This is a genomic window from Phytomonospora endophytica, assembly GCF_014202425.1.
Taxonomy (GTDB): domain Bacteria; phylum Actinomycetota; class Actinomycetes; order Mycobacteriales; family Micromonosporaceae; genus Phytomonospora; species Phytomonospora endophytica.
Genome location: NZ_JACHGT010000001.1, coordinates 144553 through 163440 on the forward strand (window position 1 = coordinate 144553; position 18888 = coordinate 163440).

The 18888-nt window shown below is 69.6% G+C and carries 12 protein-coding genes, 2 tRNA genes and 1 pseudogene; 12 read left to right on the forward strand and 3 right to left on the reverse strand.

Going from position 1 to position 18888, the window contains the following annotated elements; all coding sequences use genetic code 11:
* The first annotated feature begins 114 nt into the window (after positions 1–114).
* The 3 genes from HNR73_RS00635 to HNR73_RS00645 all read left to right on the forward strand — a co-directional run bounded on the left by HNR73_RS00635 (position 115) and on the right by HNR73_RS00645 (position 1639).
* Positions 115–987: a phytanoyl-CoA dioxygenase family protein gene (locus tag HNR73_RS00635; protein ID WP_239122237.1), complete on the forward strand. Its 873-nt coding sequence runs from the start codon at positions 115–117 to the stop codon at positions 985–987.
* Positions 987–1499: an orotate phosphoribosyltransferase gene (gene pyrE / locus HNR73_RS00640; RefSeq protein WP_184785207.1), complete on the forward strand. Its 513-nt coding sequence runs from the start codon at positions 987–989 to the stop codon at positions 1497–1499. Before HNR73_RS00635 ends, pyrE begins: the two co-directional genes overlap by 1 nt.
* A 69-nt stretch (positions 1500–1568) precedes the next feature.
* Positions 1569–1639: transfer RNA gene (locus tag HNR73_RS00645), tRNA-Gly, on the forward strand.
* 35 nt (positions 1640–1674) lie between these two features.
* Here the strand turns inward: HNR73_RS00645 and HNR73_RS40565 are convergent.
* Positions 1675–2085 carry a PASTA domain-containing protein gene (locus HNR73_RS40565; RefSeq protein WP_184785208.1) on the reverse strand — a complete coding sequence of 137 codons (411 nt, stop codon included), beginning with the start codon at positions 2083–2085 and terminating at the stop codon, positions 1675–1677.
* Between the two features lie 228 nt (positions 2086–2313).
* Here HNR73_RS40565 and HNR73_RS00655 point away from each other — a divergent pair.
* From HNR73_RS00655 to clpX, 5 genes are all read left to right on the forward strand, one after another.
* Positions 2314–2387, forward strand: a tRNA-Pro gene (locus HNR73_RS00655).
* Positions 2388–2551: 164 nt separating this feature from the next.
* Entirely contained in the window at positions 2552–4003 is a 1452-nt protein-coding gene (gene tig, locus HNR73_RS00660) for a trigger factor (RefSeq protein WP_184785209.1), read from the forward strand.
* A gap of 1750 nt (positions 4004–5753) precedes the next feature.
* On the forward strand, positions 5754–6371 hold the full coding sequence (locus HNR73_RS00665) for a ClpP family protease (RefSeq protein ID WP_184785210.1): 618 nt from the start codon (positions 5754–5756) through the stop codon (positions 6369–6371).
* A 10-nt stretch (positions 6372–6381) separates the two neighbouring features.
* Positions 6382–7059 (forward strand): ATP-dependent Clp protease proteolytic subunit, encoded by a 678-nt coding sequence (locus HNR73_RS00670; RefSeq protein ID WP_373316626.1) that lies wholly within the window; start codon positions 6382–6384, stop codon positions 7057–7059.
* 149 nt (positions 7060–7208) lie between these two features.
* Positions 7209–8501: an ATP-dependent Clp protease ATP-binding subunit ClpX gene (gene clpX / locus HNR73_RS00675; RefSeq protein ID WP_184785211.1), complete on the forward strand. Its 1293-nt coding sequence runs from the start codon at positions 7209–7211 to the stop codon at positions 8499–8501.
* Between the two features lie 61 nt (positions 8502–8562).
* On the opposite strand, the gene HNR73_RS00680 is transcribed toward clpX, so the two are convergent.
* Together HNR73_RS00680 and HNR73_RS00685 are read right to left on the reverse strand one after the other, a co-directional pair.
* Positions 8563–9420, reverse strand: a complete 858-nt coding sequence (locus HNR73_RS00680) for a GNAT family N-acetyltransferase (protein WP_184785212.1) — start codon at positions 9418–9420, stop codon at positions 8563–8565.
* Between the two features lie 41 nt (positions 9421–9461).
* A complete protein-coding gene (locus HNR73_RS00685; RefSeq protein ID WP_184785213.1) occupies positions 9462–10175 on the reverse strand; it encodes a TetR/AcrR family transcriptional regulator in 714 nt (237 codons plus the stop codon).
* Between the two features lie 115 nt (positions 10176–10290).
* Between HNR73_RS00685 and HNR73_RS00690 the strand changes: the two genes are divergently transcribed.
* The 4 genes and pseudogenes from HNR73_RS00690 (at position 10291) to HNR73_RS00705 (ending at position 18635) form a co-directional block, all read left to right on the forward strand.
* A complete protein-coding gene (locus tag HNR73_RS00690; protein ID WP_239122238.1) occupies positions 10291–11778 on the forward strand; it encodes a DHA2 family efflux MFS transporter permease subunit in 1488 nt (495 codons plus the stop codon).
* 96 nt (positions 11779–11874) lie between these two features.
* Complete coding sequence (locus tag HNR73_RS00695; RefSeq protein WP_184785214.1) at positions 11875–12774, forward strand: tetratricopeptide repeat protein; 900 nt, start codon at positions 11875–11877, stop codon at positions 12772–12774.
* 5 nt (positions 12775–12779) lie between these two features.
* Positions 12780–13673, forward strand: a pseudogene (locus tag HNR73_RS00700) (arginase family protein); the annotation flags it as partial.
* A gap of 99 nt (positions 13674–13772) precedes the next feature.
* Positions 13773–18635 (forward strand): NAD-glutamate dehydrogenase, encoded by a 4863-nt coding sequence (locus HNR73_RS00705; protein ID WP_239122239.1) that lies wholly within the window; start codon positions 13773–13775, stop codon positions 18633–18635.
* Positions 18636–18888 lie beyond the last annotated feature (253 nt).

Consider the following 18888-nt stretch of genomic DNA (forward strand, 5'->3'; position numbering starts at 1 on the left):
GTGTCCTGAGCGGGAAACCAGTGGTCCACGACACGAAACTTTGTCGGCGTCTGATACAACGAAACCCCCCCTGGGACCGTCTCTATTACGGACCCCTTTACAGGAGGAACGACGTTGTCTACCCCCACTCAGACGCTCGGCATGACCAAGGAGCAGCGCGCGGACTTCGAGCGCGACGGCTTCATCATGCTCAAGGGCGCCCTCACCGCCGATGAAGTGGCGACGTACGCCGCGGGCATCGACCGCGTGTACGAAGAGGAGAAGGCCGCCGACCGCTTGAGCCCGCAGGGCTCGATGCACAAGCTGTCGGCCGTGACCAGCTGCCCCGAACTCGCGCCGCTGCTCAACCACCCCAAGACGTTCCCCATGGTCTGGTCGATGATCGGCTGGAACGTGCACGTCTACCACTCGCACCTCGACAAGCACCCGCCGATCCCGGGCCGCCGCCCGCCGCGGTTCGAGTGGCACCAGGACGGTGGCCGCCAGAACCGCGAGCTGGAGACCGACCCGCGGCCGCGCCTGTCGGTCAAGCTCGCCTACTGGCTCTCCGACGTGTCGGAGCCGGGCCGCGGCAACCTCAAGGTCGTTCCGGGCAGCCACAAGACCAACTGGATCGAGGGTCCGCCGAAGCGGGACATGGAATGGCCCGACCCGCCCGGCGCCATCGAGGTCACCGCCGACGCCGGCGACGTGATCTTCTTCGACCGCCGCATCTGGCACGCGCGTTCCGACAACTACTCCGACGTCACGCGCAAGGTCGTGTTCTTCGGGTACACCCCGCGCTGGATCACCGTCCGCGACGAGGTCCACCACCTCCCCAGCGAGTCGTGGTGGAACGACCTGGACCCGGTCCAGCAGCAGCTCCTCGACGGCATCAGCGACAACGGCGACCACCACTGGGGCCACTGGCCCAAGGAGGTCCCGCTGTACAACTGGCTCGCCGAGCGCGACCTGTTCGACGCGGACAACCCCCCGCTCAAAGCCTGATGGCCAATCTGGCATCGCGCCTTCACGCGCGTTCGCACCTGACCGGCAGCTTCACGCTCCGGTCAGGTGCCACCACGACCGAGTACTTCGACAAGTACCTGTTCGAGTCCGACCCGAAGCTCCTCGACGAGATCGCCGCGACGCTCGCGCCGCTGGTGCCTCCCGGCGTCGACGCGCTCGCCGGACTCGAACTCGGCGGGATCCCGATCGCCGTGGCGCTGTCCATGCGGACCGGACTGCCGATGCGCTTCGTGCGCAAGGAGGCCAAGCCGTACGGCACCTGCCGGCTCGCCGAGGGCGGGCGCATCGACGCGATGCGGCTGCTGATCGTCGAGGACGTGGTGAGCACCGGTGGCGCGATCCTCGACGCCGTGCGCGAACTGCGGGCCGGTGGCGCGAAGGTCGTCGAGGCGTTGTGCGTGATCGACCGCGAGACGGGTGGCGTTGAGAACCTGGCGGCCGAGGGCGTGCGCCTGCGGGCGCTGTACCGCATGTCGGAACTGGTGGCCTAGGGCCCGCCGCGCGGGTGGGCGTAACCCGGTCGCGCGGTCTCGGCGGTACCGGTTAGTCTGGTACCGCTCGCGGGCGTAGCTCAATGGTAGAGCCTCAGTCTTCCAAACTGATTACGCGAGTTCGATTCTCGTCGCCCGCTCGGTACGAACCCCACGTCCTGGACGTGGGGTTCTTTCATGTCTTCTTCGAGCAGGTCAGGACGATCAGGGCGTCGGCGGGGACCTTGTCGCCGGGCTCGTGGGACTGCTCGACGACGGTCCAGTTCGCCGCGATGATGACGAGGGTGTCCTCGGCGTCGGCCGAGCCGAGCTCGATGTCGGTGAAGCCGAGACGTTCGAGTTCGTCTCTGGCGATGGCGGCGTTCTGGCCGACGAGGTCGGGCATCGCGATGGGCTCGGGTTCGGCCGCCGGGGGCGTACTGGCGGCCGGCGTCTTCTGCTCGCCACCGTCGCCGCCGCCCGTCGCCAGCCTCCCCACGACGATGCCGAGCACACAGACGAGCAGGATCGCGGCCGCGACCGCCGCGCCGATCAGCAGCGACCTTCCACTGGGGCGGTGCGGGCCCCTGGTCGTCGGGCGTTCCACGAGGCGGGCTCCTCTCGGGCGTCCTCGTTCCATGGTGAGGGCTCGGGCGCGGGTGCGCAACGGGCGTTCCGCCGGTCGCGTCCATAACCCCCACGACGCCGTTCGCGCCGTGTTGTACGCTTCCTCCGTCGGTGGCCGCCCTGGCGACACCGGCACCAGCACCCACCGCGGCTCCGCATCGGACCGCCGCGCCGCGGGTCTGACGCAAGCCCGTGCGTCGCACGGATTCGGGACGTGGCGCAGCTTGGTAGCGCACCCGCTTTGGGAGCGGGGGGTCGCAGGTTCAAATCCTGTCGTCCCGACAATTCGCCCGGCCGGCGCCAACCTCACAGGTGGCATCGGTCATGCTCCATGGGGGAGTGCTTTCACCGTGGCCTAGACTCGGGCGGGGCCCGCATGCTCCCGCCACGATTCGCATGCCACACGCACAACACTCACCAATGCCACGTACCAAGGAGTCACGCCTGTGAAGAGCACCGTTGAAACCCTGAGCGAAACTCGGGTTCGACTCAACGTCGAGGTGCCTTTTGAGGAGCTTGAGCCGCAGCTGCGTCAGGCGTACAAGAAGATCGGTGCCCAGGTCCGCATCCCCGGCTTCCGTCCCGGGAAGGCGCCGGCGCGGATCATCGACCAGCGCGTCGGGCGCGGCGCCGTCCTCGCCGAGGCGATCGACGCCGCCCTCCCCGAGCAGTACGTCGCCGCGATCAACGAGCACGACATCAAGGCCCTCGGCCGGCCGACGATCGAGCCCGGCGACATCGAGGACGGCAAGCCGCTGACGTTCACCGCCGAGGTCGACGTGGTGCCCTCGTTCGAGCTGCCCGACCTGAGCACCCTGACGGTCACCGTCGAGGAGCTCAAGGTCGAGGACTCCGAGGTCGACGAGCAGCTGGAGAGCCTCCGACTCCGCTTCGCCACCCTCAAGGGCGTCGAGCGCGCCGCCGCCGAAGGCGACTTCGTCTCGATCGACCTGGCCGCGACCATCGACGGCGAGGAGATCGAGGGCGGCTCCGCCACCGGCATCTCCCACGAGGTCGGCGCCGGGAACCTCCTCGACGGGCTCGACGAGGCCCTCGTCGGCATGAGCGCGAGCGAGACCAAGACCTTCGTGACCAAGCTCGTCGGCGGCGACCGCGCCGGTGAGGACGCCGACGTCGAGGTGACCGTCCGCAGCGTGCGCGAGCGCGAGCTCCCCGAGCTCGACGACGACTTCGCCACCCTCGCCAGCGAGCACGACACGATCGAAGAGCTCCGCGACGACCTGCGCGCGAACCTGACGACGCGGGCCACGCAGACGCGCGCCGAGCAGATTCGCGTCAAGGCCGCCGAGGTCCTCGTCGAGGCCTCCGGTGTGCCGACGCCCGAGGGCGTCGTCGCCGACGAGGTCGAGCACCGCAAGGGACACCTCGTCGAGCAGATCCAGCAGCTCGACTCGACCCTTGAGGACTTCCTGGCCCGCCAGGAGAAGACCGTCGAGGAGTTCGACGCCGAGCTCGCCGAGCAGGCCGGGACCGCCATCCGCAACCAGCTGGTCCTGGACAAGCTCGCCGACGCCGAGAACACCGAGGTCAGCGACCAGGAGCTCACGTTCGCCGTGGTGCAGCAGGCGCAGCGCCAGGGTGTGCCGCAGGAGCAGCTCCAGCAGTACGCCGACCAGCTGATGCGCTCGGGACAGCTCCGCAGCCTCGTCGCCGACCTCCGCCGCTCGAAGGCGCTGGAGTCGGTTATCGAGGCCGCGACGGTCGTCGACACCGCCGGCTACACCCTGGGCGAGGACGAGCTCTTCCCCGGCCGCCGCGAAGCCCGCGAGGCCGAGAACACGGTCTCGGCCGTCGCCGACGCCGAACTGGCCGACGAGGCCGAGGGCGCGGACGCGGGTGCCGTTGCGGACTCGGACTCGGCTGACGAGAGCAAGTAGCAGCGCGACGCGCGGCCGCCCGTAGGCGGCCGCGCGGAGTGCGCGACGGCGCCCGCCCGGGAGGGCGGGCGCCGTTTTCGGTGGGTGGGTTCGGGGCGGCGGTTTGGGGGCGGCCGGGTTCCCCCGCGCGGTTCCCCGGCCCGCCGCTTGCTTGCCAGGCGGTGCCTGCCGCGTTCCTCGCCCTGTCCTGTGTCCTGCCCTGCCCTGCCCGCACGCCCCGCCAGGGCCGTCCACTCTGCCCGGCCGTCTGCCCTCGCCCCGCTCGCCACGTCCGCCCGGCACCGCCTCCTTTCGCTGCCCCCGGCCGCCCGGCTCCGCGCGGTTCCGCTCGCCTGGCCGCGAAGCTGTGTCGGCCCGCTTGCTCGCCTGTGACACCGTGTTGGCCCGGCCCGCTCGCCGACGGTTGTGTCCTCCCGGCCCACCGCTTGCTTGCCAGGCGGTGTCAGCCCGCGCCCGCTCCGCCCGCTGGCCTTGCCCTGGCGTCTTGCGCTGTCGTCTTGCGCTGTCGTGCCGCCTTGCTCTGCCGTGCCCGGCTCCGCCCACTTGTTCGCCCGCCGGGTGCTCCCCGGCCCGCCGTTTGCCAGCCAGACCTTGTCGCCACGCTGGGCCGCCTGCCGCGTCTCCCGCCCGTTCGCCTGCCCTCGTTCGCTCGCACGCCACGCCGCTCGTCCGGCCGCCGAGCCTTCCTTGGCTCGGCGTCCGTCCGCTACGCCGTGTCGGCCCCGTTCGCCCGGGTCCGCTCGTCGTGCCCGGCTGGCCCTGGTTCCGCTCGCCAGCCCGCGCCGTCGCCCTGCCGTTCGGGCGCCACGCCCGCACTTCCCGCCCTGTCTTCCCTGCCTTGCCGGTCGCATGTCATGCCACGCCTGCTCCGCGCTGCCCACACGGCTTGACCCGCCCTGCCGTCCTGCCCGTCGGCCCGGCCCTACTCGGGCGCCTTGCACTGCCCTGCCCGGCCCCGCCGGGTGGTCCGCCTGCCGTGTCTTCCCCGCCCATCGCGTGCCCGCTGCGCCGTGTCCGCCGCCGCGCCGGCACCGGCCTCTCACTCGTTCGCCCGCTTGCGCCCCGCCGCTCGCCCGCCCAGGCTCGCTTGGCCACTGCGCTCTGCCGTGCCGGCCCTACCGGTCTGTCTCGCTCGCTTCCACGCCTCCGCTTCCGCATCGGGCTCCCGGCTCCGCGGCTGGTTCGGCTCGGGTGAGGTTCGCGGGTGGCCTGTCGGTTCGCACGGCCGGTGACGGCTGTGGCGGACGGGGTCGCGGCTCCTGCCGAAGCCGGATCGGGTGGGTTGTCCTTCGCTGATCCGGTGCTCGCGAGCCGAGCGCAGGTGATCCGCAGGCGTGCTCTGAGCGGAGGCGAGATTCGCGTGTCCCCCACACCACCGTCCGGCGTTGGCGCGGGTATCCGGCCGAGTCTTGGCGGGTGGCTCCCCGCCGGTCCGCGTGGGCTGGAGTCGAGCCCTGCGGCTCGCGGGCGGGAGGCGGCCCCCGCCCCGCCGTCAGTCTCACGCCGAGGTCTGGTGCAGGTGCGGTGCCCCCGCCGGTCCGTGCCCCCACGGCGAGCTCACGTCGGCGGCTCGCCCTCGCGCCTCCTCGCCCCGAATGTCCGAGCGCGAACGACCCCCGTCCCCTTCTATTCCGCTTCACCCCTTTGCTGCGCTGACAGCGAACAAACGCCTGCCGCTCCCGGATTTCCGGCCGCCACCGACTAGGGTCGGCGATGCGACAGACATCCACTACGGACCTGAGAGGGCGCAATGAGCGATCTGACTCTCCCCAGCGCAGCGATCGTCGCGCGCGCCGCCGAGACCGGCAGTCTCGACGACCGGGTGTTCGACCGGCTGCTCAAGGAGCGCATCATCTTCCTCGGCAGTGAGGTCAACGACGAGGTTGCCAACAGGCTTTGCGCCCAGTTGCTGCTGCTTGCCGCCGAAGACCCCGAGCGCGACATCCAGCTCTACATCAACTCGCCCGGTGGTTCCGTCTACGCCGGTATGGCCATCTACGACACGATGCAGTTCATCCCGAACGACGTCGCCACGCTCGCCATGGGCATGGCCGCGTCGATGGGCCAGCTGCTCCTGTGCGCCGGAACCCCCGGCAAGCGGTCCGCCCTCCCGCACACGCGGGTCATGATGCACCAGCCTTCGGGCGGCATCGGCGGCACGGCGTCCGATGTGGCCATCCTCGCCGAGCAGATGCTGTACACCAAGAAGATGTTCCAGGAGCGGGTCGCCCACCACACGGGGCGGACGGTCGAGGAGATCGAGGCCGACTCCGACCGCGACCGCTGGTTCACCGCCGAAGAGGCTAAGGACTACGGATTCATCGACAAAGTCGTGACGGGTGCGGCTCAGCTGCCGTCGAACGGGTAAGGATTTAGACGTGTCTGACTTCTACAACTTGCACAAGGCCGTCTCCGGGGTCCAGAGCGCGCCGGCGGTGCAGAACCGGTACATCATCCCGTCCTACGTGGAGAAGACGTCGTACGGGGTGAAGGAGATGAACCCGTACAACAAGATGTTCGAGGACCGCATCATCTTCCTCGGCTCTCCCGTCGACGACACCTCCGCCAACGACATCATGGCGCAGCTGATCGTGCTGGAAGGCAACGATCCCGACCGCGAGATCACGATGTACATCAACTCGCCCGGTGGCTCGATCACCGCGCTGATGGCCATCTACGACACGATGCAGTACGTCCGTCCCGACATCCGCACGGTCTGCATGGGCCAGGCGGCCAGCGCCGCCGCCGTCCTGCTCGCCGCCGGTACGCCGGGCAAGCGCATCGCGCTGCCGAACTCGCGGATCATCATCCACCAGCCGGCCACCGAGGGCACCTACGGCCAGGCCTCCGACATGGAGATCCAGGCCCGCGAGATCCTCCGCATGCGCAAGCAGCTGGAGATCGTCCTCGCGCTGCACACCGGCAAGTCCCAGGAGCAGGTCCGCAAGGACATCGAGCGGGACAAGATCTTCACGGCCGAGGACGCCAAGGAGTACGGTCTGATCGACAGCGTGCTCACGTCTCGGAAGAAGAACGCGGTCGCATCGGCGAGCTAAGCTCATCCGCCGGGGCGATGAATTCCTTCGCCCCGGTGCGATGGCCGCAAATGCGGTCGATCGCGAGACGACCGGGTACGGTCAAACAGGAGCGGACAGGCGACGCCGGGCGAGCCCAGCCCGGTGCTTGAGACGGCAGGGAGACCCAGGTGGCACCTCGCATCGGAGAGAGCGAGCTACTGAAGTGCTCCTTCTGTGGCAAGTCGCAGAAGCAGGTCAAGAAACTCATCGCAGGCCCGGGGGTCTACATCTGCGACGAGTGCATCGATCTCTGTAACGAGATCATCGAAGAGGAGCTCGCCGAGGCCGGCGAGGTCAAGTGGGAGCAGCTGCCGAAGCCCAAGGAGATCGTCGAGTTCCTCGACCAGTACGTGGTCGGTCAGGATCACGCGAAGCGGTCCCTCGCCGTGGCGGTGTACAACCACTACAAACGGGTGCAGGTCGAGGCGACCTCCAGTCACCGCGGTGACTCGGGCGTCGAACTGGCCAAGTCGAACATCATGATGATCGGCCCGACCGGCAGCGGCAAGACGCACCTCGCGCAGACCCTCGCGCGCATGCTGAACGTTCCCTTCGCCATCGCCGACGCGACCGCCCTCACCGAGGCCGGGTACGTGGGCGAGGACGTCGAGAACATCCTCCTCAAGCTCATCCAGGCCGCCGACTACGACGTCAAGCGCGCCGAGACGGGCATCATCTACATCGACGAGATCGACAAGGCGGCCCGCAAGTCGGAGAACCCGTCGATCACCCGCGACGTGTCCGGCGAGGGCGTTCAGCAGGCGCTGCTGAAGATCCTCGAAGGCACCGTCGCCTCGGTCCCGCCGCAGGGCGGGCGCAAGCATCCACATCAGGACTTCATCCAGATCGACACCACGAACGTGCTGTTCATCTGCGGTGGCGCCTTCGCGGGCCTCGACCAGATCATCGACCAGCGCATCGGCAAGCGGACGATCGGTTTCGCCGCCCAGCTGCGCACGGTCGACGACAACTCCTCGGACGACATCTTCGCCGAGGTCATGCCCGAGGACCTGCTGAAGTTCGGGCTGATCCCGGAGTTCGTGGGCCGTCTGCCGATCATGACGACGGTCAAGAACCTCGACAAGCTGGCGATGCTGCAGATCCTCACCGAGCCGCGCAACGCGCTGACCAAGCAGTATCAGCGCCTCTTCGAGCTCGATGGCGTCGAGCTGGTCTTCGACGACGACGCGCTCGAACCGATCGCCGACCAGGCCATGCTCCGGGGCACCGGCGCGCGCGGTCTGCGCGCGATCATGGAGGAGGTTCTCCTCCCGGTGATGTACGAGGTCCCGAGTCGCGCCGAGGACGTCGCCCGGGTGGTCATCACCCGCGACGTGGTCCTGAAGAACGTCAACCCGACGATCGTGCCGCGTGACCGCCTGGTCAAGCGCCCGCGCATCCGCCGGGACAAGTCGGCCTAGGCCGCATCGCAACGACCCGACGGGGCCGGTCCGCAGCACGCGGACCGGCCCCGGGTTCGTTTCAGGGGCGTGGCCGGAAGGTGTAGTCGACGGCCTCGACGGCGGGCGTGAAACCGATCCGGCGGTAGACGCCGTTGGAGGTCGGGTTGTCCAGGTCGGCGTAGAGGATGCAGCGCTCGACGCCGGGGGTGGCGAGCAGTCGTTCGCACAGTCCCGCCACCGACGCCGCCGCGTAGCCGTGGCCCCGGTGCTCCGGCGGGGTGTAGACGACCGAGATCTTCACGATGCCCTCGACCACTCCGGTGCGCAGAGCCATCGACACCGGCACGCCGTCGTCCTCCCACAGCCAGAGCATGCCGCGCTCGATCCGGCGGGCGGTGTACTCCCGGCGCTGCTCGGGGGTGCGCTCGACGGGGCTGTGCACGTCGGCGGAGAAGGCGGCCACCCAGTCGGCGAGCGTCTCCAGGTCCCCGGGCGCGGCCTGCCGCGGGGTGCCGGATACGCCTTCGGGTGCCTTCAGATCGGTCAGTTCGTAGATCATCAGGGCCGTGCCGCGTTCGGCGGCGGCTCCAGTCCGGACGCTCCAGCGCGCCACGAAGCGCTCGACGGTCGCGCGGGGACCGGTGACGCCGGGGAGGGCCGTGCCGCGCTCGGCGAGGGTGTCGGCGAGGGCGACGACGGCCTTCTCGGACAGGACGGGGACGCAGAGCATGTGCGGGGGAGTGACCATCGCGACGCCGGTGAGCGCGTCGCCGTCGAGGACGCGGATCCACAGGGCCCCGGGTTCGAGCTCGTTGAGGCCGTCGAGGCGGGAGCGGACGTTGCCGGCGATGAGGTTGCCGGCGACGGGATCGCCGCGCAGCCAGGGCAGGGCGCCGGCGGCGAAGGCGGACAGGTCGGGTTCGGTCTCCACGCGCATCCCGGCAGTGTTCCAGGCGTGCGCGGCGCCTGTCACGCTCCTTAGAGGTAGGACATGAAGCCTCGGATGAGGATCTCGATGCCGCGGTCGAAGCGCTCGTCCTTCTCGGCGTGGACCATGAGCGTCGGGCCGATGTCGGTGAGGTTGGGGTAGTCGTCGGGGTCGAGGTCGCCGAAGTAGTGGGCGACGGACTCGGCGACGTTCTCGCGTTCGGTGGGGGTGAGGCGGCGCATGCGCTCCTCCCAGACCTGTTCCTCGGAGACGTATCCCTCGATGAAGGTCGACATGTGGTCGCCCGCGGCGGCGATGATCGGCTCGGGCAGGCCGACGGAGCGGAAGAAGGCGATGATCCGCTCCAGTTGCGGCAGCGCCTCCGGGATGAAGGGGTGCTGGCCGGCCGAGACGCGCGCGAGGTCGCGGTGTTCGCGCAGGGTGTCGCGGATCGAGTGCATCCAGGTGCGCAGCCGCCGCGCCCATTCCTCGGGGTCGGAGGTCGGTTCGGGGACCTCGGAGGCGAGGAAGCTGCGCAGCCAGATCTGCCGGATCAGCTCGTCCTTGTTGGCCACGTGCGTGTACAGCGAGGAGACGGCGACGCCCAGCTCGGCCGCGACGGCCCGCATGGACAGCTTCTCGTGGCCTTCGCGGTTGAGGACCACGTAGGCGGCGTCGACGATCGCGTCGACGCTCAGCCGCTCGCGCGCGGGGGTCTCCCGGCCCGCGGGGGTGATCCAGGGCAGGGAGGACTGCTTGCTCATGGGGACAGACTAGCCCATGCCGAACAATGTACGGGCGGTTCCGAACAGCATTCTTGACGCCGAACAGCGTTCGGTGGTAGAACGGTGTTCGTAGACATCCGAACACTGTTCGTTCATGGGAGAAGAAACCGCCATGGTCACCGAGACCACCGCCCGGGCCGACACCGCGCCACCGGACACGCCCGCGTACCGCCTGCGCTGGGCGGCCCTCGCCGTCCTGATCGTCGCCGAGATCATGGACCTCCTCGACGCCACGATCGTCAACGTCGCCGCACCCGGCATCCGCGCCAGCATCGGCGGCGGCCTGTCCACCATCCAGTGGGTCGTCGCCGCCTACACCCTCGCTCTCGCCATCGGCCTGATGATCGGCGGACGGCTCGGCGACATCCTCGGCCGCAAACGCATGTTCCTCATCGGCGCCGCCGGTTTCACGATCTTCTCGGCGGTCTGCGCCGCCGCGAACGGACCGGCCATGCTCATCGGTGCCCGCTTCGTACAGGGCCTGTTCGGCGCGGTCATGATCCCGCAGGTCCTCGGCCTGATCCGGGCCATGTTCCGGGGCAAGGAGGCCGGCGCGGCCATGGGCGTGTTCGGTCCCGCCATGGGCCTCGCCGCGATGGGCGGTCCGCTGCTCGGCGGCTGGCTCGTCGACGCCGACCTGTTCGGCACCGGCTGGCGCGCGATCTTCCTCATCAACATCCCGGTCGGCCTCGTCGTCATCCTCGCGGGCGTGAAGCTCGTCCCCGAGGTCCGGCAGCCCGCGCCGCCACGCCTCGACGCGATCGGCGCCGTGCTGGCCGCGCTGGGCGCCTTCCTAGTCGTCTTCCCGCTCGTGCAGGGTCGCGAGGAGGACTGGCCGGCCTGGACCTTCGTCAGCCTCGGCGCCTCGGTGCTCGCCTTCGCCGTCTTCGGCTTCCACCAGGTGCGGCGCCGCCGTAAGGGCCGGGACCCGCTCGTCGAACCCGCCCTGTTCCGGCGGCGCGAGTTCGTCGGCGGCGTCCTGGTGACCACCATCTTCTTCGGCGCCATGGTGGGCTTCATGCTGGTGTTCAACCTGTTCGGCCAGATGGCGCTGCACTTCACGGCCTTCGAGGCCGGGCTGTCCCTGGCGCCCTGGTCGCTCGGCACCGCCATCGGCGCCGTCGCCGGAGGCGGACTGGCCGCCAAGCTCGGCAGGCACGTCATGCACGCCGGCCTCGCGATCATGACCGGCGGGCTGCTGCTCCTGTGGAACACCCTCGACGGACTGCCCCTGCCCGGAACGGGTGGCGACCCCACCCCGTGGACCTTCACGCTCGGCACCGGGGTCAGCGGCCTCGGCATGGGCATGGTCTTCGCGCCCCTGTTCGCGATCATCCTCAACGCCGTCGACGACGCCGAGATCGGCTCCGCCTCGGGCGTGCTGACCTCCATCCAGCAGTTCGGCGGAGCGGCCGGGACCGCGGCCCTCGGCACGCTGTTCTTCGAGCTCATCGGCCCCATGGACCGGCCCGACTTCGGGCACGCCGTCCAGGTCACCGTGCTGGTCTGCGCGGGCCTGTTCGCCGTCACCTTCCTGCTGGGTTTCCTGCTCCCGAAGAAGGCCCGGGCCGACGTCCACTGACCCCTCGACGACGCGCCGCCCCCACGCCGGGCGGCGCGTCACGCCGCGCACGGCCCGGACCACGGCCGACGCGCGGAAAATGCAAGACTTGTCGACATGACGCAGCCCAACCTAGGCAACTCCATCTTCACCCGGGGAGCCGTCGACCTCTCCGGACTAGGCACGCCGCGGCCCGCGCCGCAGGCCCCGCAGACCGGCGCCACCGCCGCCGGTGGGGGAGTCGCCGTCATCGACGTCACCGAGGCCACCTTCCAAGGCGAGATCCTCGACCGCTCGATGAGCACGCCCGTGGTCGTCCTCTTCTGGGTCGAAGGCGACCCGTCCTCGGCGCAGCTGATCCCCGTCATGGAGCAGCTCGCCGCCGAGGGCAACGGCCTGTGGACCCTGGCCAAGGTGGACGTCGACGGCGGCCAGCGCCTCGCGCAGGCCTTCGGCGTCCGCGCGGTCCCGACCGCCGTGGCCATCGTCGGCGGACAGCCCGTCAACGCCTTCGAGGGCCCGCAGCCCGAGCCCGCCCTGCGCCAGTGGATCGCCGACCTCCTCCAGGCCGCCGGCGTCGACGCGCCCCAGGCCGAGATCCCCCTCGACCCGCGCCTCGCCGAAGCCGAGGACAAACTCGCCGACGGCGACTACGACGCCGCCGAGGCCGCCTACCGCAAGTATCTGGGCGAGAACCCCGGCGACGGCGAGGCCGAGGCCGGGCTCGCACAGGTCGGTCTCCTCCGCCGCACCGAGGGCGCCGACATCGAGGCCGCCTTCGCCGCCGCCGAGGCCGCCCCCGGCGACATCGCCGCCCAGACCCTCGCCGCCGACCTCGAAATCCTCACCGACCAGGCCGCGGCCGCCTACGCCCGCCTCATCGCCCTCGTCGCCAAGACCGGCGGCGCCGAACGTGAGACCGTGCGCAAACACCTCGTCGAACTCTTCGGCCTCGCCGGACCCGACGACCCGGCCGTCGCCAAAGCCCGCAGACAACTCATGACAGTGCTTTTCTAGAGCACATGAGACAGCTCGCCGTGCTCGATGCGCCGTCGAACCTCGGGCTGCGCCCACCGACCCCCACCGCCGTCCCCGGGTGCGCGAAGGCGCCCGGGGCACTGCGCGACCACGGGCTGGTCTCCCGCCTGTCGGCGCACGACGCGGGCTGTCTCACCGCGCCCCGCTATGACCCCGGCGACTGGAAGCCCGGCGACGGTGTCTGCCACGCCGCCGAGATCGCCTGGTACTCCCGCCGCCTCGCCGACCGCGTCAACGCCCTCCTCGACGCCGACTACCAGCCCCTCGTCCTCGGCGGCGACTGCTCCATCCTGCTCGGCACCGCCCTGGCCATGCGCCGCCGCGGGAAACGCGACGACGCCCGCTTCGGCCTCGTCTTCATCGACGGGCACTCCGACTACCGCCACCCCGGCAACTCGCCCTACGTCGGCGCCGCCGCCGGGGAGGACCTCGCCCTGGTCACCGGCCGCGGCCAGCCCGACCTGACCGATGTGGACGGACTCCGCCCCTACGTCGCCGAACAGGACGTCGTCGTCCTCGGCATCCGCGACTCCGACGCCCACCGCGTCGAACTCACCGCCGCCGGCATCGCCTACCGCACCGTTCCACAGCTGCGCGCGGCCGGCGCCAACCGCACCGTCGAGTGGGTGGGGGAGCAACTCACGCAATTGGACGGGTTCTGGTTGCATGTGGATGTCGATGTCCTAGATCCGTCCGTCATGCCCGCCGTCGACGGACCCGATCCGGGGGGCATCGCGCACAGTGAACTCGAACAGCTCGTTCGTGAGCTGACCAGCGAAGACACCTGCCTCGGCCTGGAGGTCACGGTCTTCGACCCCGACTACGATCCCGACGGCACACTCGCCGGAGACGTGGTTGACACCATTGTGCGGGCACTCACCTGATCGTCTCGGGAGGGCCCCGACGTAGGCTCATTGTCGGAGCGGTCCACAACGGTGTGGATCTTCACTCGGACTGGAGACCCGATGTTGCCTGTGGTGTCAGACGACGAAGCTTCCGAAGGCAATCTGGACGACGAGGTTCCCAACAGGGAACGACTCGTCGCCGACGCGGTGGCCTTGACCGGTGGCGATACCGACCTCGCGGAACTGCTGCGGCTGTACTGGCGGCTGGTGCCCGACGAGGACCTCGTCGGACGTGAACCGGCCGACCTCGTCGCCATCACCGTCCACCATCGCGAACTCGCCGCCCAGCGCCTTCCCGGCGAGGTGAAGCTCGCGGTCTCGGCCACCGAACCCGGTCCGCCCGAAGCCCTCTACGACGGTGCGCGCACGGTCATCGACCTCGTCACCGACGACATGCCCTTCCTCGTCGACTCCCTCACCGCGCTCTTCACGCGCAAGGGCGTCGAGGTGCACCTCCTCGTCCACCCCCAGGTGCAGGTCAAGCGCCAGGTCATGGGCGCCATGGAGTCCGTGCCGGCCGACTCCGACCCCTCGGGAGTCGCCGAGAGCTGGATGCACATCGAGATCGAGCGCCAGCGCGAGACCGCCGACATCGAAGCCCTCCACAACGACATCCTGCGCGTCCTCACCGACGTCCGCGAGGTCGTCGAGGACTGGCAGAAGATGCGCGACCAGGCCCTCGGCCTCGCCGACGAGCTCAGCCGCGGCGAAGGCTCGCTGCCGGTGCCCGGCAAGGACATCACCGACGCCGTCGACCTCCTGCGCTGGCTCACCGACGACCACTTCACCTTCCTCGGCTACCGCGAGTACCGCCTCCAGGAGCGGGAGGACGGCACGTCGCTGTGCGCCGTCCTCGGCACCGGCCTCGGCATCCTCCGCCAGGACCAGGTCACGCCCAAGGCCCTGTCGTCGATGGCCCCCGAGGCCTACGAGAAGGTCCTTGAGAAGCGCCTGCTGATCATCACCAAGGCCAACTCGCGCTCCACGGTCCACCGCAACGCCTACCTGGACTACATCGGCTTCAAGGTCTTCGACGACGAGGGCAACGTCATCGGTGAGCGCCGCTTTCTCGGCCTGTTCACCTCGGCGGCCTACCTGCACTCGGTCCGCGAGCTGCCGGTGGTGCGCCGCAAGGTCGCCGAGGTCCTCCAGCGTTCCGGGCTGGCCGCGACCGGGCACTCCGGCAAGGACCTCCTCGCCACGATGGAGACCTACCCGCGCGACGACCTGTTCCAGATCAGCACCGACGAGCTGTACCGCACGGTCATGGGCGTGCTGCGCCTGGCGGGCCGGCGGCGGCTGCGGCTGTTCCTGCGCCGGGACGCCTACGGCCGTTTCATCTCGTGCCTGGTGTACCTGCCGCGGGACCGCTTCAACACCGACAACCGGCTGCGCATCGAGAAGATCCTGGAGGAGCGGCTCAACAGCGAGGGCGTCGACTACACCACCCGGGTGGGCGATTCGCCGCTGGCGCGGATCCACTACATCATCCACACCGATCCGAAGCGGCCCCTCGGTGAGGTCAACGTCGAGGCGATCCAGGACGAGCTGACCGAGGCGACGCGTTCGTGGGACGCCGACTTCGGGCTGCTGCTGGACCGCAAGCTCGGCGAGGAGCAGGCGCACGACCTGTACCAGCGTTACGTCGAGGCCTACTCGCAGACCTACAAGGACGAGCACACGCCCTTCGAGGCCGCCAAGGACATCGCCAAGCTGGAGCTGCTCGACGAGCCCGGCGAGCTGGCGCTGCACCTGTTCCGGCACCGCAAGCGCGACGACGACGTCCGCTTCAAGGTCTTCCGCTACGGCGAGCCGATGATGCTGTCGGCGGTGCTGCCGGTGCTGCACTCGCTGGGTGTGCAGGTCGCCGACGAGCGCCCGTACGAGATCAACCGCGAAGACGACGTCATCTACGTCTACAACTTCGGCCTCAAGCTGCCCGCCGACGTCGAGATCCAGGTCCCGCAGGTGCGCGCGAAGGTGGAGAACGCCTTCTCCGCGGCCTGGCGCGGCGAGTCCGAGGTGGACGGTTTCAACGAGCTGGTGCTGCGGGCGAACATGACCTGGCGCGAGGTGGTGATCCTGCGCGCCTACGCGAAGTACCTGCGGCAGGCCGGGAGCATCCACTCGCAGCGGTTCATGTGGGAGACCTTCCGCAACCACCCGAAGATCGCCGCGTCGCTGGTCGAGCTGTTCCAGACCCGTTTCGATCCGGAGCTCCAGCTGACCGCGCAGGCGCGCGAGGAGGCCGCCGGGGCCATCGTCGAGCACATCCGCGGTGAACTCGACCAGGTCGCCAGCCTCGACGCCGACCGGATCATGCGGGCCTTCCTGCTGCTGATCGAGTCGACGCTGCGGACCTCGTTCTTCCAGCGCGGGAACGGCCGTCCGAAGCCCTACGTGTCCTTCAAGCTCGATCCGCAGAAGCTCGCCGAGCTGCTGCCGGCGCCGCGCCCGAAGTACGAGATCTTCGTGTACTCGCCGCGCTTCGAGGGCGTGCACCTGCGCTTCGGCGCCGTCGCGCGCGGCGGTCTGCGCTGGTCGGACCGCCGGGAGGACTTCCGCACCGAGGTCCTCGGCCTGGTCAAGGCCCAGATGGTGAAGAACTCGGTGATCGTGCCGGTCGGCGCCAAGGGCGGCTTCGTGCTGAAGAACCCGCCCGCGGATCGCGACGCGCTGTTCAACGAGGGCGTGGCCTGCTACAAGGCCTTCATCTCGGCGCTGCTGGACATCACCGACAACCTCGACCCCTCCGGCAAGGTCGTGCCACCGGTCGAGGTCGTGCGCCACGATGGCGACGACCCGTACCTGGTGGTCGCCGCCGACAAGGGCACCGCGACCTTCTCCGACATCGCCAACGAGATCGCGGTCTCCTACGGCTTCTGGCTCGGCGACGCCTTCGCCTCGGGCGGCTCGGCCGGCTACGACCACAAGAAGATGGGCATCACCGCCCGTGGCGCGTGGGAATCGGTGAAGCACCACTTCCGCGAGCTCGGCACCGACACGCAGTCGGAGGACTTCACCGTCGTCGGCATCGGCGACATGGGCGGCGACGTCTTCGGCAACGGGATGCTGCTCAGCGAGCACATCCGCCTGGTCGCGGCCTTCAACCACATGCACGTCTTCATCGACCCCGAGCCCGACGCGGCGGCGTCGTTCCCGGAGCGGCGGCGGCTGTTCGATCTGCCGCGCTCGACCTGGGACGACTACGACAAGTCGCTGATCAGCGAGGGCGGCGGCGTCTGGTCGCGGTCGCTGAAGTCGATCCCGATCACCCCGCAGGTGCGGGAGGCGCTCGGGCTCGACGAGACCGTGACGCGGCTGGCGCCCAACGACCTGATCAACGCGATCCTCAAGGCCCCCGTGGACCTGCTGTGGAACGGCGGGATCGGGACCTACGTCAAGGCCGCGTCGGAGTCGAACGCCGAGGTCGGCGACAAGACCAACGACACCCTGCGCGTCAACGGCGGGGAGCTGCGCGCGAAGGTCGTCGGCGAGGGCGGGAACCTGGGCCTGACCCAGCTCGGCCGGATCGAGTTCGCCCTCGCGTGCGGGAACATCGCCACCGACTTCATCGACAACTCGGCGGGCGTCGACTGCTCCGACCACGAGGTGAACATCAAGGTCCTGCTGTCGCGGGCGATCACCTCCGGCGAGCTCGACCAGGCCGACCGGGACGCGCTGCTGGCCGAGATGACCGACGAGGTCGCCGAGCTGGTCCTGCGCGACAACTACGACCAGAGCACGGCCCTCGGGGTCGCCGGCGCGCAGGCGCTGACGCTGCTTCCGGTGCACCGCAGGCTCCTGGCTTACCTGGAGAAGCACGCTGGCCTGGACCGCAAGCTGGAGGGGCTGCCGACCGACAAGGAGCTCACCCAGCGCACGTCCTCGGGCCGGGGGCTGACCCGGCCGGAGTTCGCGGTGATGCTCTCCTACGTCAAGCTCGACCTGGAGAACGAGATCCTCGACGGCACGCTGCCCGACGACGCCTGGACGAAGGCCGTGCTGACCGAGTACTTCCCGCATCCGCTGCGGGAGCGTTTCGCGCGGATCATGCCCGAGCACCCGCTGCGCCGGGAGATCGTGACGACGGCGCTGGTCAACGAGGTCGTCAACCACGGCGGCACGTCCTTCGTCTTCCGCATCATGGAGGAGACGGGGGCCTCGGCCGACGACGCGATCCGCGCCTACGCGATCATCCGCAAGGTCTTCGGTCTGTCCGAGTTGTGGACGGCGATCGAGGAGCTCGACAACGTCGTGCCGACCGAGGCGCAGGTCGCCGGGCTGCTGGTGGTCCGCCGTCTGGTCGACCGCGGCGTGCGCTGGCTGGTGCAGAACCGGCGGGTGCCGCTCGACGTCGAGGCCGAGGTGAGCCGCCTGAGCGAGGGCGTGTCGGCGCTGCTGCCGCGCATGCCCGAGCTGCTGCTGGGCAGCGAGCGCGAGTCGATGCACGGCTACGCCTCGAAACTGGCCGCGACGGGACTGCCCGGCGAGCTGGCCGAGCGCCTGGCCTGCCTGATCTACGGTTTCGGGCTGATAGACGTGGTCGAGGTCGCCAACGCCAGCGGCCACGACCTCAACGAGGTCGCCGAGGTCTACTTCACCATCGGTGAGCGCTTCACCGCCGACACGGTGCTGAACAAGATCTCCGACCTGCCGCGCGAGGACCGCTGGCAGACCCTGGCCAGGATGGCGTTGCGCTACGACCTGTACGCGGCCGTGGCGGCGCTGACGGCGGAGGTGCTGACCTCGACGGGTTCCGAGGAGCCTGCCGTCGAGCGGGTCGCCGAATGGGAGAAGCAGAACGCGCCGACGCTGGTGCGGGTGCAGAACGCGATGGGCGAGTTCGTCCACTCGCGGGCCGACCTGGCCGCCCTTTCGGTGCTGCTGCGCCAGATCCGGACGCTGGTGCAGGCTTCGGCCTCGTCGGGCTGACCGGGCCGGAACGAAGACTGGAGAGGCGGACGCGACGGCGTCCGCCTCTTTCTTCGTCCCCGTCCTTAAAGATCGCCTTAACGCTGAACTCCGGGCTCGCGGCCGCCTACCTGCCGTTCCTTCACTACGTCACCTTTCAGCGACCGATCACGTCTTTCCCGCGTGCGTTTCGGCGTGGTAGGAAGACTCCTCAAGCGGCTAGCTACCGGTAAGAAAGCTCCAGCAAGCGGAGGTAACTGCGGATGTCCCCTGA